This window comes from Ruegeria sp. YTSB088, from assembly GCF_059609825.1.
In genome coordinates this window covers 14,433-30,499 of the sequence record NZ_JBXWMM010000019.1, presented here as the reverse complement: position 1 = coordinate 30,499, position 16,067 = coordinate 14,433, and the positions used below count along the sequence as shown (strand labels likewise).

Annotated in this window: 11 protein-coding genes; 6 read left to right on the top strand and 5 right to left on the bottom strand. The window is 49.9% G+C overall.

What is annotated here, in order from left to right:
* Nucleotides 1-300: 300 nt before the first annotated feature.
* Entirely contained in the window at nucleotides 301-816 is a 516-nt protein-coding gene (locus AC2FFA_RS21255; RefSeq protein ID WP_496853147.1) for a hypothetical protein, read from the bottom strand.
* Between the two features lie 215 nt (nucleotides 817-1,031).
* Nucleotides 1,032-2,087, bottom strand: coding sequence for a peptidoglycan-binding domain-containing protein (locus tag AC2FFA_RS21250; protein WP_496853146.1), 1,056 nt, complete (start codon nucleotides 2,085-2,087; stop codon nucleotides 1,032-1,034).
* 221 nt (nucleotides 2,088-2,308) lie between these two features.
* On the opposite strand from AC2FFA_RS21250, the gene AC2FFA_RS21245 reads away from it, so the two are divergent.
* The 3 genes from AC2FFA_RS21245 (at nucleotide 2,309) to AC2FFA_RS21235 (ending at nucleotide 7,408) form a co-directional block, all read left to right on the top strand.
* Nucleotides 2,309-5,197, top strand: coding sequence for a hypothetical protein (locus AC2FFA_RS21245; RefSeq protein ID WP_496853145.1), 2,889 nt, complete (start codon nucleotides 2,309-2,311; stop codon nucleotides 5,195-5,197).
* A gap of 283 nt (nucleotides 5,198-5,480) precedes the next feature.
* On the top strand, nucleotides 5,481-7,016 hold the full coding sequence (locus AC2FFA_RS21240; RefSeq protein WP_496853144.1) for a hypothetical protein: 1,536 nt from the start codon (nucleotides 5,481-5,483) through the stop codon (nucleotides 7,014-7,016).
* Nucleotides 7,017-7,261: 245 nt separating this feature from the next.
* Entirely contained in the window at nucleotides 7,262-7,408 is a 147-nt protein-coding gene (locus AC2FFA_RS21235) for a hypothetical protein (protein WP_480496637.1), read from the top strand.
* Here the strand turns inward: AC2FFA_RS21235 and AC2FFA_RS21230 are convergent.
* The gene (locus tag AC2FFA_RS21230; RefSeq protein ID WP_480496639.1) at nucleotides 7,405-8,454 is read right to left on the bottom strand and encodes a hypothetical protein; all 1,050 of its coding nucleotides are present in this window, start codon (nucleotides 8,452-8,454) and stop codon (nucleotides 7,405-7,407) included. The genes AC2FFA_RS21235 and AC2FFA_RS21230 overlap by 4 nt on opposite strands.
* Nucleotides 8,455-9,023: 569 nt before the next feature.
* On the opposite strand from AC2FFA_RS21230, the gene AC2FFA_RS21225 reads away from it, so the two are divergent.
* From AC2FFA_RS21225 to AC2FFA_RS21215, 3 genes are all read left to right on the top strand, one after another.
* Entirely contained in the window at nucleotides 9,024-9,959 is a 936-nt protein-coding gene (locus AC2FFA_RS21225; protein WP_496853143.1) for a hypothetical protein, read from the top strand.
* Between the two features lie 133 nt (nucleotides 9,960-10,092).
* Entirely contained in the window at nucleotides 10,093-10,854 is a 762-nt protein-coding gene (locus AC2FFA_RS21220) for an abortive infection family protein (protein WP_496853142.1), read from the top strand.
* Between the two features lie 55 nt (nucleotides 10,855-10,909).
* Nucleotides 10,910-11,437, top strand: a complete 528-nt coding sequence (locus AC2FFA_RS21215; RefSeq protein ID WP_480719150.1) for a hypothetical protein — start codon at nucleotides 10,910-10,912, stop codon at nucleotides 11,435-11,437.
* A 348-nt stretch (nucleotides 11,438-11,785) separates the two neighbouring features.
* Here AC2FFA_RS21215 and AC2FFA_RS21210 read toward each other — a convergent pair whose 3' ends face one another.
* Both AC2FFA_RS21210 and AC2FFA_RS21205 read right to left on the bottom strand, forming a co-directional pair.
* Entirely contained in the window at nucleotides 11,786-12,796 is a 1,011-nt protein-coding gene (locus AC2FFA_RS21210) for a hypothetical protein (RefSeq protein ID WP_496853141.1), read from the bottom strand.
* A 270-nt stretch (nucleotides 12,797-13,066) separates the two neighbouring features.
* Nucleotides 13,067-16,060 carry a type III restriction-modification system endonuclease gene (locus tag AC2FFA_RS21205; protein ID WP_496853140.1) on the bottom strand — a complete coding sequence of 998 codons (2,994 nt, stop codon included), beginning with the start codon at nucleotides 16,058-16,060 and terminating at the stop codon, nucleotides 13,067-13,069.
* Nucleotides 16,061-16,067: the final 7 nt, after the last annotated feature.

Sequence of the window (16,067 nt, the reverse complement as noted above, 5' to 3'; positions counted from 1 at the left end):
GGGCGAAGGTTACACCCTTTGAGCATGAAAAACCGGTCGAAGCCCATCCTCCGAAATTAATACCTGACAAACAACCGGCCAAGATTATTGGTTTTGGACCCATCGCATCTAGGCCACGTCCGCAGGATCTTTACCTCCAACCTTTGGAGGGACCTGAGGTGCCCCTGAATTGCAGAAAGCGCTTGCTTTGGTCGGGCTAATAGAAGCTCAAGTTCTGATCGAGCAAAGGAAGAGACAAAGCGGCCCAAGAATGTTCCGGGCTATCGACCTTGAATAAGAAATTTCAAAGGCCGCTGGACCCTATTCTGATCCCTCTGAAGATTGTGAGTCTATATAAGTCTTCGCTGCTTCAACGGAATAGAATTTTCGGTTGTCGACCATCACCTGTTTTCCGTCCGCGACCATCTTTTTTCCTTTGTAAACAGCATATTTTTCTTTCGCATCAGTTGTTGGAACACTGCCCACATTTTGTGAAGAAGCATCACTGCCTTCTAGCGGAGAATGACCGCCTCTTGCGATCTTTAGCATTTCTCTAGAAAGTTCTGCGCTGTCCAATGATGCTTTTGTTTGCTGGCATGACATTATGAAGAACAGTCCTAACGCAGCCGTTACCAATCCGGGCAACATTGAAATCACGCGCAGGATAATTGGAGTTTCCGCGCCACCAAAATTTCGCGACGCCACACCCAAAAAACCTCCCGATGCAAATCCAGCAATTGCCGTGAGCAGCCCAATAACAACTATAACCCAGCCTACGATCTCCAATACTGAAGCGACCGTGCGACCAGTTCTATAAGTTCTTTCATAGCTGTACATTTTACAAACCTTATACCTTTACCTAAGGCAAGCTTGCCAAAGAACAGATGTTAGTCAAGAAGCTAACCTCTTCAATGAGATATTGACTGCACACTGAACTTAATAAACCCTAATGAATGGCTGCTACATTCTTAACCTGCCAGAGTAGCAAGAGTAAAAATCGGTTCCGATCACATCCACCTTGGGCTGAGTCAAGGATCATTGACAGAAAGGTATCAGCGCAAACCGAGGGCCCTCTGATTGCAATACTTTGATATGCCGAAAATTATTGCGCCCCGGCGATTGGTTGGTCTTTCTCGAAGGCACCCGTCAGCTCCTTTGTAGCGAATTTGCCCGTTTGGGCCGCGAACTGTAGGGAAACCTTTGACTTTTTGAGTTTTCGGGGCAGCAGCAGCGGCTTTCTTCCACTCCTGGAATTTTGTTTCGCTGAGTTCATTGAGCAAGCGAAGTTGTTCCGCATCGAGAAAACCAGATTGTATTAATGCGCTTGCTTGTTGCCAATCTGAAATAGCACTGCGCGAACCGGGCCCGAATACACCGTCGACGCCTTTAGGGTTGTGACCAAGCAGCAATAGACGGCGCTGGATCTCGCGTCTATCGTTCTTGTCAAGAGCCAGAAGGCTCTCCGTCGCTTCCGATGCTATTGGGGCACCAACACATCTAAAATAGGCTTGTGTGTCAGCGGCGCCCTGTACTCTGAAAAAGATAATGTCACCTGTAATTTCTCCAGCGATTGGGGCTCCTCTTTTGTCAGAGCCCTTAAAGGCTTGGCCGTCAAAGTCACTCACTCTGATGAGTTCGACAGAGTTTCCAAAAAAGAGCTCAAGCGTGTTATCGGCGATTTGCGATACGCTGATCCAACCCTTGTCCTCAGTGCATCCTTCCTCATTGCTCCACTTGCTGTCGAATATTCGTGAGGGAAAACTCGGTGGGCTATCAGCTCCTGTTGAAAGCTGGTCGTTGTTTGCAATGCCAGTGGAAACAACATTTTCGCCAGCACCGTTTATGAACTCGTCCAAAGTGGCTATATCAATTCCAGCTACTGGCTCGCCAAGTAGAATATCGATAGCCTCATCAGAGTCGGGGTGCTCAAGCGCAATCTTGTCTAGGATATCACGAACTGCTTTGTAGGAGTTGAGCTTTTCCTCGGGGGCTTGTTCCTCAGCGGAAACGTACAGGTGGCGGGCGTTTTCAATGAGCTGCGCAGGTGTCTGCTGAGCCAGGATTGGCGTAGCAGAGAGAATAAACGCGAGAACAAATAGCTTTTTCATGGTTTGCTTTACAAGTTTTCGTCGCCGCTTCGGCGGTTCTTTGGTAATTCTCTAGTTCTTTCCGAGTGGTGACAACGGCTCATTGTATGGCCACCCCCAATAGTCAATTGAAGTCAGTTCTAATGCTCTACAAGCTTGCCGACAGGTTACTTTCAGTGTCAACTGAAAACCAATTGGTTTGAGTGAATTCAGCTATAGGTAAAGGTATGAGAAATCGGCGTTTGAAATATGTAGTGTTTTCGTTGGCGGCGCTAAATCTCTATTTACCTGAAGCTGTGGCTGATCAGATGATTGCCTCTGATGAGATTGTCGGCGCGCTTCCTGACTTGCTGACCAAAAACTGTCTAGACACCTGTTCTATTGGAGCTCTTTCGTTTCGGGAAGTTCAGTTCTCTAAGGATCTGAAAATTGGTAGTCGTAGTTCATTTTTGGTTTGGGATCCCAGGTTATGTGGTTCATCTGGATGTCCGACCGCAGCAATCGTCATAGGTGACGATGGAGTCTTCTATTTAGGCGACGGGCTCGGATTGAATGAAAATTCGGACTCAATCTCCGTCCTGGCGGATCAAAGTTACATCTCGGAGAATCCATACGCACGAGTATCGACTCTACCTCAAAGCGAGCCGGATAAGAGCCTGGCTGAGCGATACCCCAGCGTACAAGCGCGACTGGACGAGGTTTTTTCAGGAGAAGCTTTGGCGCGGGAAGCCGTTACTGAAGCTCTTGAGAAGGTAATCGAGCTGGCATACTCAGAGACCTTCGGCCAACTCGTTTTGAATAGGTTGAACATTGGCCCGAGTGAATTTTTGGACGAATTCTTTTTGGGAAATGACATATTTGGTTCCGGTCTGAACCCAAGCTTCACCCAAAATGTTGCGGAAGGTTTTGTTAAGGATGCGGCAATTTCCATTACGTCGGACTTGGTCAGCGAAGCTATAGTTCGGAACGCATTGCCGAATGCAGATTACGCTTACCAAAATCTTGCCATAGCCGCGCTTTCAACAGCCATTCAAGAGCCGCTGCATTACATCAGCGCTCCCCATGGAGCTTCAATGGTGTCTTCTGGTTTGTTCCGACGGTTTTGGGATATCGTAGATATCTATCTCGCGACGCGTGGTCTCATGGAGGTGCAAGATCAGCAAATGATTGCCGCTGTTTTGAGTACAGATAGCGTTGCGGAACTGATGAGCCAAGAGCCCACTGAACGATCAGATCAAATAGCAAATGATGTGTTTGTAGATACACTTGGACTTGCGGAGAACATCTATGGTTCCGACGATGCTGCTGCAATCGCGCACATCCTCAAGCTGACTCGAAGTGCTCTGATCCGCCGAAAGCGAGGCGATATTGAAAAGGCAATTTTGCTTCGCGACCGAATTATCGAAGTTGGAAATGATACTGCCAACCTGTCTCCGCTTACTTTGGTCAATGACCCTAAAGATTGGATTGATGCCGCTTTCAATTGGGGTAGGGATGGACCACAGCGGGCCGCTCGAATTGCTATCGAGGGAACAAGCCTGAGGGATCTCCCTTTGTCATCTCCAACGAGTGAAGCCCTTTGTCGATCAGTTGGGGCGCAGTTGACAAATGAGAGGCTCAAGAACTCATTTACTGACGCAAAACTTGTTGGAGTTAACAGCAAGGGCCAGGCTTGGAGTGAATACCTGTCACGTCCCTCACCCGACGGTTGGTCAGGCAATACAATTCTCGAAAACCATCAAGGCCAGTTGTTCCATGGCGCGTATCGTATCGACTACAATAACCTCTGCTTCGGGTACGGAAACGCTGATAGCATGAGATGCAAGGTTGTATCTGAGTGTCTGAGTAATGAAGGCGAATATGTTATTTCAGATGTTGTTGAAGGCAAACAGACCTCAGTCATAACGAGTTCCCAGAAAGGCCTCGGGCAATCGTTTCACGACCAAAACTGGGACCGGGTAACTGAAAGTGATGGTACTTCTGTTGAGGCGGTTAGTAACAATTCTCGCAACTACACGCCGATACCGGGATCGCACCGAGACGCTATTCTAAGCGTTATAGGAGCCCTCGCAACTGGCACTCAGTTTGTGCAGATTTCCCCAGATGCTTGCACTTTGACGGCTATCGATAAACGGCCGATTGAACAGCAGACTGTTCCACAAGGGAGTTTTAGCTGGGGTGACTGGATGGGGCATACGACAGATGGCAAGCTAACTATTGGAAGCTCGACGACTAGCTATCAGATCAGCCTAGAAACTATCGATAGCGTCACCGAAGGCTCTGCGGGTGTGTTAGTTTTGAACAGTACCGGCGGTCAAGTTTTGGAGACAAAACAAGAAGAATACCCGCAAAATCCAGAGAGAAACGTGCACCAAAGCCGTCAGTTGGCAGGGGGCATTTCGATCTCAGTTGCCGACGGGGTGGACAGGTTTGTCCTGTTTCGAAACGTGAATACTCTTATACGCCTTTGCAAAGGCGAGACGGTTCATGCTGCCGTCGACGAGAGGGTTTCTGAAAACACATCAACATCTGAGTCAGCCCATGGTTCAGAAACACCCTCAGAACAGGGTGAGATACCACCGGGCTCTGGATTGGCAGCTGCACTGGCCACGTGTTCGAGCATCGAGAGCACCGAGGCGCGCCTCCTGTGTTTTGAAGCTGTTTCGGCCTTGGTATCATCAGAGCAGGCAAATGGCTCAAAAACATCTGCCGCGAACCAACATCAGGAAACGAAGGGATCGTTTACAGCAGCCGATAAACAGAGGTTCCTTCAACTTGCCGGCGCTGTGTTGGGCAACAATCCATTCTACTATTTCGAAAACATCGAAAATTGCGTGTACAAGAGGGAGGAAAGATGGACGCATCGCGGCAAGAACTTCGAGACATCTTTTGTGATCCCATTGGCGCAGGTTGATGCTCAAAAATCCCACCCAGGAGAGATGGCGGTGGGTAGCAGTAATGTACAAGTATACAGAATCCATGCGAAACGCGGCCTTTTCTTCGATGTTAAAGACAGCGTTTCAAATCGCGTTAACCCTGAAAGCTACGTATCCAAGTTTGTTGCCAGAAATGATGTGCTTGAATTCGAAAGTTTGCTGAAGCTGGCGGTCGCGAGTTGCCAGAAGCTTTGAATATCCTGATCCTAGTCATCGATTAGGCCAGCACCTAAGTTGAGCTCAGTCAGCTTGCGCGGAGCGCATTCAAAATATGGAAAGGAACATTGAGAGTCGCCGCCGATATCGAAACCGAATAACCAAAGGTCTTAATGCAAGTGCTTGTGAGAGGCTTCCAGTCACTTCCTTAAGCATTTTTGCACGCTTACATTCGCTATGGTGGAATGCGAACTAGCGTACAAGTTAATGCAAAACTGTGGTAGAAGAACTGGGGCACAAAAAACCTTGAAGAGCGATCTGGATGAATAACTCGCAGACAATTGGCAAGGTATTAAAAGTTATTAGTTTGACTTTGATAATTTTGGCTTCAACGTGTTTGATGCAAGCTCGCGCTCAGTCGTTGACAGAACCAGAAGACTTGCTTGCAGACGCGTTGGAGAGCCTTGTCGTTCTAAATGAAGATACGGAACTCGAGACGAAGGTCGCGCAAATTGAAGAAGTGATCTCGACGTTAGAGTACATCTTAGAACGGTATCCAGACTCACCGGTTGCTCAGCAAATAGGAGGTGCAGGAGTTGAGATTCTGAGCGGAAACAGCGTTTCAAGAGTGACTATTGCTTCACTGAAATCGCGCTTGAAAACTCTACAGTCAATTGAAGGCACTATAGCTGATCCTGATAACGAGGTATCTATCGCGGCGCTGATCCTAGAAATGATCAAAAAGTTGCCCAAGGATCGCCCACCAAACAGAGATGAGAACCCATCCGCAAAATTGGATGCTGTTCAAAAGGCGATTGACGAAGTGTTTCGACTTGATCCCTTTGGCGAGATAGCTAATCACCTTCTAACGTCTGGGTTAGAAGTGTCAGAAGTTGGGCCTGTTCGGTTTGCTGACCTAGTTAACATTAGAGTGAATAGCGACGTCAGCTTTGAAGAACTTTATTCATCCGAAAAACTACTTCTTGCTGAATTATTCATTATCCACCCGTTCCGACCAAACATCAACGCTTGGAACAATGACCTCAATTCTTGCCTTGTACTTGAGCGCCCAAGTCTGGTGGGTGAGCGCTTGGATGAAGACTCACCTTACGAAGCAATGGCACTAGCAAGCTATCATGGAATACGAAACGATGTATTGAGATTTGGAGGTTTTTTCAGGGAGCCACCAACTGCGTCTGAAGTTCGCGAAGAGCAACTTCTGGATGGCATAACGAGGTACTCGATACTTCTTGAAGATCCAAGTGTGGCAAACATCCGCCAAGCGATGGGTCAAAGCGGAAATGAACGCCGAAATGCAGAAGATCAAGAGATTGAAGCGTTGCGTGGTCAGGTAATGGCAAAACACAGTAAGTCAATTCTGGCAGCCGCAGCATTTGTGGAGGATGTGGGCTTGGCTCTTGGCAATAGCGAATCCGAAGTGCAATCGAATGTTGGAAAAATTTGCTCGGCTATACAATCTGAAGTCTGGCAAAAAGAACCACAAGGTAGCGACAATGAGGTCTCCGTTACCGACAAAAAAAACATCTCGCTTGCGATCTCACGCTGCTGGAACATCGGAAGCCTATCAACAAATGCTTTGTCGGTTACCGTCAAAGTAAGCTTTGAGGTTGATGCCCAGAAACGGCCGATTGCTGACACCATCTCCGGTATAGGATTGAGAGAAGGTCGCAGTGAAAATGGGAAAGCCTTCGAGCAAGCATTCCAAGCTGCAAGCCGCGCGATTCTGAGGTGCGGAGCCAATGGTCTGCCAATTCCTAAAAATGGACCAACACGCTTGGAGGTAGTTTTTGACCCTGACACAATGCGTGTTGCCCCCGATCCGAACGAATGGAAATAAGGTGATTCTTGCGACGGAAGACACCTATTGTTTTTAACATAATGTATATTACACGAGTTTGGATTTCACACTCACCCTAAGACAATCCCGTTTGTCCCCTACACTACCAGTTCACACAGCACCGGATTCTAACCCCAATGGGTTTTGACTTCTGTCAGCCATTCAAGACTGTCCCCGATTCCCCACTCCAATGGCTTGATTGCTCATCATATTTTGAGGTCACCCTAGCAATGAAAGGACAGCACATGGGACGCTACAACGGCAACGACCACAGCAAAGACGAGAACGACAACCACTCGGATCAGATGAACCCGAACAACGACACATATTGGACCGACCGGGGCCACGACGAGCGGCCGGACGACTGGGAAAGCGTCTACGACGACGATTAAGGAGTCAGCGCGGGGACGTAGGAGGTCTCTAGGTTCAGAGCCTCCTGCAATCTCTCTTTAGGCATAGCCTGAAGTTCCCGATAATCGTCAAACGGAGAGATCGGATCAAGCGTTAGGTTGCTGGTTTGTCGTAGACGCTCAAATGCCCGCTGACAGAAGCTGGCTGTGTTTGCGAGCATAAAGAGTGCGATATCCGATCTCTCATCCAGCCTTGATTTCGTGCACAGGTTTGCATGAACACTAAGACAAACATGGTGCGCTGGAATACTGGTGCCAGCCCGAAACCTTTTAGCCTCTCTGTGTGTGCTGGGCTCTGCGGGAAGATCAAACGCCTTCCTGTAAAAGTCAGCGTTGGTCTCAATGCCACTGATTTTCTTTGCTCGATCCAGGAAATACCGGATGGCCTCAAGATTGCCTGTGTCTGGGTTTCTCGAAGCGAGCAAATCAGCAAAACTCCAGAAAGCTTTTTCCGAAGGGTTCCTTTCAGCACTCTCAATACTCAACATGCGAAGGAACGCAAATAGCCCCAAGGTTTGTGCCGGAAAATGCCAGTCATCCGAGAGATCTGCCTCATTTGTTCGGAGCGCAGAAAGATACCATTGCATTGTATCCGTATGCGCCCAAGGCAGCTGGGCAATCATATCAATCGCCTCTGAGCGCCTGTTCACCTGCCAAAGGGCTCGACAAACGATAGACCCTCTCGCCAACTTTGTAGTGAAGTCCGCCGTCTGCGGGGCCCAGTTTTTCATCCGGGCAGATAGCAAAAAGCGAGACCAGTCGGACTCCCTTTCACTTGGTGGAGCCTGATTGAAAAATTCCACATCAGCCTCACCGTAATTTAGCTTTCGCAGCAAAGCATCAAATGCGTCCAGAAAATCCTGACCACCCTTACTGTTCGCCATCTGCGACATAGGAGTGTTCTTCGCGCGAGCACGCTGAGCTGCCCGGTAAGCTCGCTCGTTGCCGCTTTTACTACCCAAAATGAAGGTGGTCAGATTGCCACCAACAACTCTGTAGACATCATCAGGCTCTGAAAAGAAGTACATTTTTAGCTCAGTAGTTTCAATGGGTCCAAGCAATTGACCAAGACGAGTTTCGGTAGGCCTTGGCTATCGCCTTCCTGAAGGCGTCAAGACGCTGTCCGATGGCGGCTCTGAAAACAAACTCAAAATCCAGACGAAGACTATGGCAACATTTTCTTGGTATCAGCGCTATCGACTCTGAGCCCAGGTATTTCAGTGTTCATTAGTGCGATAACAATCGCGGACGCGATCTCCGCTGGCCCAATAATACCCTCATCATTGAAATCTGCACCAGCCTCAATTTGAGCCGATCTCACCCAGTCCTCCAGCTCAAGCTGGCCAGACATATAGAGATCGTAGTCTATGCGAAATTTTCCAATTCTCATCATTCTAGTCCGCCGTATTAGATGTGTCGGACCTAAAAATGCATGTGAGGGGGCTGCAACATGGGATTCATCCCATGTTGTCGGAACATCTCCCATAATGAGAAGATCCCGTGATGTTGTCCACTCACGTAAAAATTAACTTTACGTGAAAGTACTTTTTACGATATTTGATGCATAACGTGAACTGGCTAATCGTGAGGACTACCTATGGAATTCCGTGCATCTAGTGTTGCGGCCGAGCAAAATGCGCTTGCTTTGAAGTACCTGACGCAAAACCTGGAGGACGCCGAGGCTGGACGCCAGCTCTTCGATGGCCTGGTAGAAGGTCTGGGGTGTGCCGTTGAATCTTATCCTGAATGGCACCCAATCCTGACTGCACCACCCGAACCTCGTCATCGGCCACCATATGATCTTGGAAGCCTCCCTGTTTTTGATGGTATCGATCACACGATCCGCTTCGTGCGCGGCTTTGTCACCTGCCCATACTCGGAAGAAGTCGCTGATCGCCTTGTCAACAAAGTCAACAAAGTCCCGGATCTCTACGCCTATCGACCTGATGGCCCCTTGTACGCTGACAGCGCCTATCCCGTGGTCGTTGAGGCAACCAGTGTGACACTGGAAGCGGACGGTACGATCAAAAGCCGGGATGCGATCCGGTGGTTTGTCGAGAAGACCATCGAGGTTGGCCGCGATGCTGAAGTCGCCGAGACCTGGTGGAACATCCGCTCCTACCTTCTGGGCAGACCACATGGTTCGCGGTCATCTCTCTTCGTAAATCAGTACGCTGGTGGGCATATCAGAAAGATCTTAGAGACCCTGAATGCCAGCGGCATCTTTGGCGAGATCAAAGAGTCGTCGCTTGACATGCTGTCTGAAAAGAAGCGGGATACCATCAGCCAAACGCTCCTCAGGGCAGCGTTGAAGGCGTCAAAAAGCAAGGGTGAAGAATTCGATTTCGAGCTCAGGGGTGAGACCTGCAAAGCAACCGTACGCGACACCTGGAGCGACGGGCATGAGCTATCGATCAAGGTCATGATCGGGGACTACGACTTGAGCACATCGGGGTTCTATTATCAAAAAGGTGACAAGTTGCAGTGTTCGGATCCGCGTGGAAAGCGAGCGCTGGCAGAGAAATTTCTCTGATCGGGAGATCCTCCGGCATTGCAAGCGAACATGTGCATCTGGTTGGGAAGCCAAGATCTGCATAGTTCGCTCTTTACAGCTGCCGATTTCTGAACTTCGATGTCACCACAAACTCTAAGTTTTTAGGGGGCAAATGTACTCTGGATTTGAAGCTGATCTGCCGGCCTCTCGCGTTGAACGTGTGGCTATGCTTGAGGGTATTATGATCAGCGCGGCGACCGGCGGAAGTCACGCCGATCCCAACTATGCGCTTCTCCGCACAGAATTTATGAACGATCCTGAAATCAGAGATCGCCTGCCCCACTTTGTCCGGAAATACAGAAGCCTGGATGCTTTCTGGCCTTACATCAAACATGAGCGCGGCACATATGCTGAGCGCCGACAGGTAATCTCTGAAGCATTCACGCCACTGATAGATTATTTGGAAGCACCGCAACGGAATCCAGGTGATACCCGCGTCTCCGAAGCATTGTCAGAGTTTTCGGCCGCAGGAGTAAACGAGGCCTGGGCTCGCGCACTGTCACGCCGTTCAGCTGATCCAGCAGGTGCGATCACAGCGGCGCGCACCTTGCTGGAAACAGTTTGCAAGCATGTTCTGGACGATCTGGGGAAAACGTACTCCGACAAAGAAGATCTCCCCAAACTCTACGGCATGGTCGCGAAAGAACTAAACCTCGCACCCAACCAGCATGTTGAGGAACCAATAAAGGCCATATTGGGCGGCGCCATGAACCTCGTTAATGGCCTAGGAACCCTTCGAAATCGCTTTTCAGATAGCCATGGCAGGGGCGGCAAAGCACCTGTGAAGCCTTCTGCCCGCCACGCGGCGCTGGCAGTGAACATGGCCGGCGGTTTGGCCGCATTTATCGTAGAGACGCACAAAGAACATTCATAGCTTTGAAAGCGAGTAGCAATTAGACTTTTACAATAGTGAATTTAAGGAACGCGTTTTGAGTAAGATTAATCACAGTCGCCCGCACCTTCGTTTCATCGACAACCTGCGTCGAGAACTAGCACGCGAAGCCTCGGAGATTTCCCTTCCAAGCGACCACGCGCAAGGCCAAAAAAACCGTGGAACTTCCAATGCCGTATCGGGAATGCCCCGACTTGGTCCAAGTGCCGCAAAAATCGCGATCTCCTTGCTGGACCTGCTAGAACAGTACTACGACAATCAATCTCAACTAATAAAAACCATCTCCCCTAAGGCGGCCAAAAGCGAACGCAAAAAGTCGATGATACTCAGGGCGGAAAAGGATGCCCTAGAGAAGCAGATCTTTGAAGAATCTATCATACTTTTTAAGGAGGCATTCAGAAAACAAGCGGCTGGGGACAGCTCTGTTGCAGAATGGGTGGACTGGCTAGAGGCGAAGGCAATCAGCACGAATAGCTATGCTCTTCTCGACCTGTTTGAAGTTGGGTTCAAACCTGCTTTTGAGTTCTTGAACAAAGTTATTTCGCAAAAGATTGGAGATAGATGAATTGCGTTTGCTGACAAGCTGCCGGGCTTTACTCAAAATATTCTTCGAACACAGGAAAAACAGCCACAGGGTAAATATCACCTTTAAAAGGAACCACCGCCCCCAATACCGATAAGTTGAGAGGCATGGCCGCGCCCTTCACCGGGTGCGGTCTTTTTTTGATGATGATGCGTATTGCCCTCGGCATTACCTACTCCCGCGCTAGGAATTGCAACGAAGGACTGTTTTGAGCCGTCTTTAACACATTTCTGCGAAACAGCTATACCTGCAACCGGACAAGAACCAAGAATCTTTGAAATTGCTTTGGATTGCCAAGAGACGGTTGGCAAGGAGAAGCGTTCAAGCTGCTTAGCTGTCTAATTGATGGGCCAAGTAGTCCTGCCAAGCTTTTTTGCTGGTTTCATGCAAATCGATACGAGGGAAGTCATCTCGAACTCGCTTCAAGATGTACTTCAGTTTTTTTTTCATCATATCTCTCGCTGAAACGATTTTCTGCCATTCGGCTTCTTTCTCGGGGGGCAGTGGCATATCTCCAGGGTTGGAAAAAATCGCCAGCGTACCTCCCTGATTTAGGTCGTAAAGATGATCCTGCGAGACAGTCTGGTGCCATGCTCGGGTGAACGCACGAAAAGCAGACTCTAATTTTTTGTCGTTTAGATGAAATAAGCTGTTCCCAAGTACAATCCCGTCCACACCTGCTAAGAAGTGCAACCCTCGATAGGGAAACGAATGTGGCAAACTCGCTAGATGGTCGTCAATTGTTGGGATGTGCATTTCTTCAAGCACCCATTCAACCGTACGAAGATCACGAGAGTGGCGCAACTGCTCTTCAGTAAGGCCGGCAAGTTCCGAAGGACGCTTTGGGTCCTGGGCGATGATTCTGTCTACCGCAGTTGCCACTAGCTTTCGAAGCGTTTCGTTCTCTTGCTTTGCTGTTGTATCTGTAAGTTCAAAGTGGCTCGCCCTATGTCTATCGAAATCGAACGGTAGATCGTCAGGAAAGGTTCCGTACGCAGTGTTGAACAGTAGGACAATTCGCGACCATCCGAGTGTCTGAACCGCATAGCCAAGCTCAAAAACAACATTTGGATTTGGGCATTTCCTAGAGTCCTTGTCGTGCAAATTTATAGTCGACACATCAGCGACAAATACATCTGCTTTTCCTATCTTTTCCAGTATGGTCTGTGGGATGTTAGGACTGCCAGACTCATCACGTGTTGCTTCATCAATGAGGACAGGAAAACTGCTGGTTTTCTTGAACGCCTCCAAACTATTTTTGATGGCGTAGCGAGTTGACTTTTTGGGCAAGTCACTCTGCCAAGAGTAAAAGACCCGTGTCGGCTTGGATTTCTTTGACATGCTCTTCCACTAGGACACCTAAAAGCTGCCCTTCCTTGCGTTTCTCTTTTGGTCTTTTGTCCGGGGTGAGTTGCTCCGCGCCAATGTTGTCGAAAACCTGGCGACCTTTAAATCTAACTAAGTGGTAGGTCCTGCGTCCAAGTCACCGTCGAGGAATATCTCAGACAATGAGGAACCGTAAAGCACCGCGCCGACACTGCTGGCAATCTCAAAAACAGTCCACAACCGCGCACTCTTCTTCGGCTTTGATGCCAATCATCGACTTTGTTCTCAAGATACTGTTGCTTTCATTAAGTCACCTACGCCGGTGGCCTTAATGTACTTAGCCGGATTTTTGTCTTGAGCCAGAACCGCGAAGTGTTCCTTTCCGCAGGCAATTTTTGCGCCCTCTTTGTGCCGCAGGTCATCCCACCAGCCGCTGCCTTTGGTTTCGACCACAAAGAAAAGTTTTTCCTGACCTTCATCTTCGATCAGCACGGCCCAATCAGGGTTATAGGTGCCGAGCGGTGTCGGGACTTTGAACCAGCCTGGAAGCTTTGCGTAGACCCTCACCGCTTCATTGGCCTCCAGCTCTTCGGCGAAACGCCGTTCAACGCCCGCTGAGTCATAAACGACATGCTCGTAGACGGACTTTTGTGTCTGTAGTGTGTTCTTCAGATAGCCCGTCAGTTCTTCCTGTTTGAAGAGTTCCTGAGCGTAGTAATGATCGTCGCCGATGCGATGGTACTTGATCCCATCGACGAGAGCGAGACGCTTTGTGCGGTTGATAGCCTCGGACGCCAAATCGATGAATTCCTGCGGGTTCTTTTTGAAGTCTGGCAGACGGCGGCTGTCGCTCAATATCTTGACCAGGCTTTTGCGTGTGAGCTGGGTTTTGTCCTGAAGATCCGTCAGCAAATCGGGAAGCTCTATATCGCTCTCGCTAATGGATGTAAATCCAGACGCCGATGTCTCGTTGGCCTGAACACCGCTTTTTCCTATGGCGATGTCAGCAACGCGGAACTGTGCGCGGGTTTTGGTGATGCTGGGGCCGTCCGTGATGGCACGTGCGCAATCTTCGATGAGCTTGGCATTGTCGAACTCGACGCGGTAGGTTGTCTTGTGCTTGATACGTTCCCAAAGCGCCTTGAAGCCTTCGCTCTCAAGTACGGCCTCTCGGGTGCGGATCGTGATCCGCTCGTCTGCGTTTTTGATGTCGAGCTTGCCCGCCAGCTTGCGCAGAATGTCTTTTATACCGCCTTCCTGCTCTGAAAAGTCCTCAGGCAGTTTCAGGGTGTTGTCTTTGAGCGCCGTGCGGAGCGTGTCCTGCACCTTGCCCTTAGTATCAACGAAGCCGTTATCCTTGAGATATGTCCAGACCTCTTCTGACCTATCAACTCCGAGGGGGCTGGTGGTGCCATCTTCAGCGGTGACGGCCAGGTTAGCGAATTGGTGCTTCTCGACTACTCCAAAACGAATGCCTGTATCGGCTTCGATCTCTTTCTGGAGATTGTCGGCGAACTGTTCGTAGCTTTCAGTGGCGATGACAGTAAGGGTATTCACGTCGAAACCGCGAAGCCGCTGACCTTCCTGATTGACGCATAGGCGAAGCCCGCGTCCCAAGGTCTGACGACGCTCGCGCTCTGTCCCGATATCGCGCAAGGCGCAAATCTGGAAGACATTCGGATTGTCCCAGCCTTCCTTAAGGGCCGAGTGGGAGAAGATGAATTTCAGCTTGGAGCCAAAGCTGAGCAGCTTCTCCTTGTCCTTCATAATTAGATTGTATGCGCGCTCTGCGTTGTCGCGGTTGGTCTGGTTGTTTTCCGCCGTCTCGGTCCAACCACCTTTTTTGTCGATGGAGAAGTAGCCGTTGTGCACTTCATCAGCTTCGATATCGAGATCGACCTTCTCGAAGAGGGTTTGATAATCGGGTTGCTTGGCCAGCTTCCGATACTCCTCTTCGAACATAAGGGCATACTTGCCCTTTACGATGTTTCCGTCCTCATCGTACTGACGGTAGAAATCTACGCTGTCTATGAAGAATAGGCTCAGCACTTTGACTTCACGCTTTTGCGCGGCAAAGCGCATTTCCTTGTCCAGATGCTCTTTGATGGTGCGGCGGATCATTAGCCGCTTGAGGTCGTCTTGATTGACGCCCCCAACTTCATCGCCAGGGCGCAGCAGGGCTTCGCCACCCGGCATGCTTAGTTCCATTGACTGATTGTCTTTGCCGACCGTGATCGTGTCGACGCGGAAGTTGGCATACAGCTCGCGGCCTGTTTCTTGTTCCAGATCGTCGCCGTCCTCGACCGTGAAAATCTGACGCTTGATCTTGCCTCCACTTAAGATGTCAGCCTCAATCTTAGCTGTAATGGAGCCGCGCTTGTTCTCGGTTGAGATCAGCCGCACGTATGGTTTGTTGTGCCCGCCCTCGACTTCGAGCGACGCCACTTCGATCTGCTTCACCAGCTCGCGCTCATAGGCATCTACCGCATCCAAGCGGTAGACCATGTGGTGTTTGTCCACATGGGTGGCCGAATAGCGCAGCGTGCAAAGCGGGTTCATGGCTTCAAGCGCTTCTTTGCCGCGTCCCGTCATCCCGCCATCAACGCTTTGCGGCTCATCCACGATGATGATGGGGTTGGTCGCGCGCACAAGATCGATGGGCTTCTCACCGCCTGTCTTCTCGCTCTCCTTGTAGAGGTTGTTCACATCCTTTTTATTGATCGCCCCGACTGTGACGACCATGATCTGGATGTTCGGGCTGGTGGCGAAGTTGCGCACCGTTCCTGGCTTGCTGGAGTCATATTGAAAATACTCGTAGCCCTTGGCCATCGGGTAGAGGTTCTCGAAGTGCTCGCGTGTGATCTGGAGGGTCTTGTAGGTCCCTTCCTTGATTGCAACGGAGGGAACGACGATAACGAACTTGGTAAAGCCATAGCGCTTGTTCAACTCGAAGATGGTGCGAAGGTACACGTAGGTTTTACCCGTGCCTGTCTCCATCTCGACGGTGAAGTCACCGCTGGTCAGGGATTCCGACGGCCGTAGTCCGTTCTTGAGCTGGATTTCCCTCATGTTCTCCAGGATTTCATCATCCAGAAGCTCAAGCTTGTTGCCGATGCCAAGCTCGCTTTCAGTGACGCCGAACGAGCCCTGCGCCGCGTCGCCAGAGCGGTAGGTGACAGTGAACTCGGTGCGGTTGATCTCTTGGCCTTTGAACAGCGCCGCCACGGATTCTATAGCGGCGTGCTGATAGTCGAGATTGTCTTCGAAGTGCAGTTTCATCGCTCAG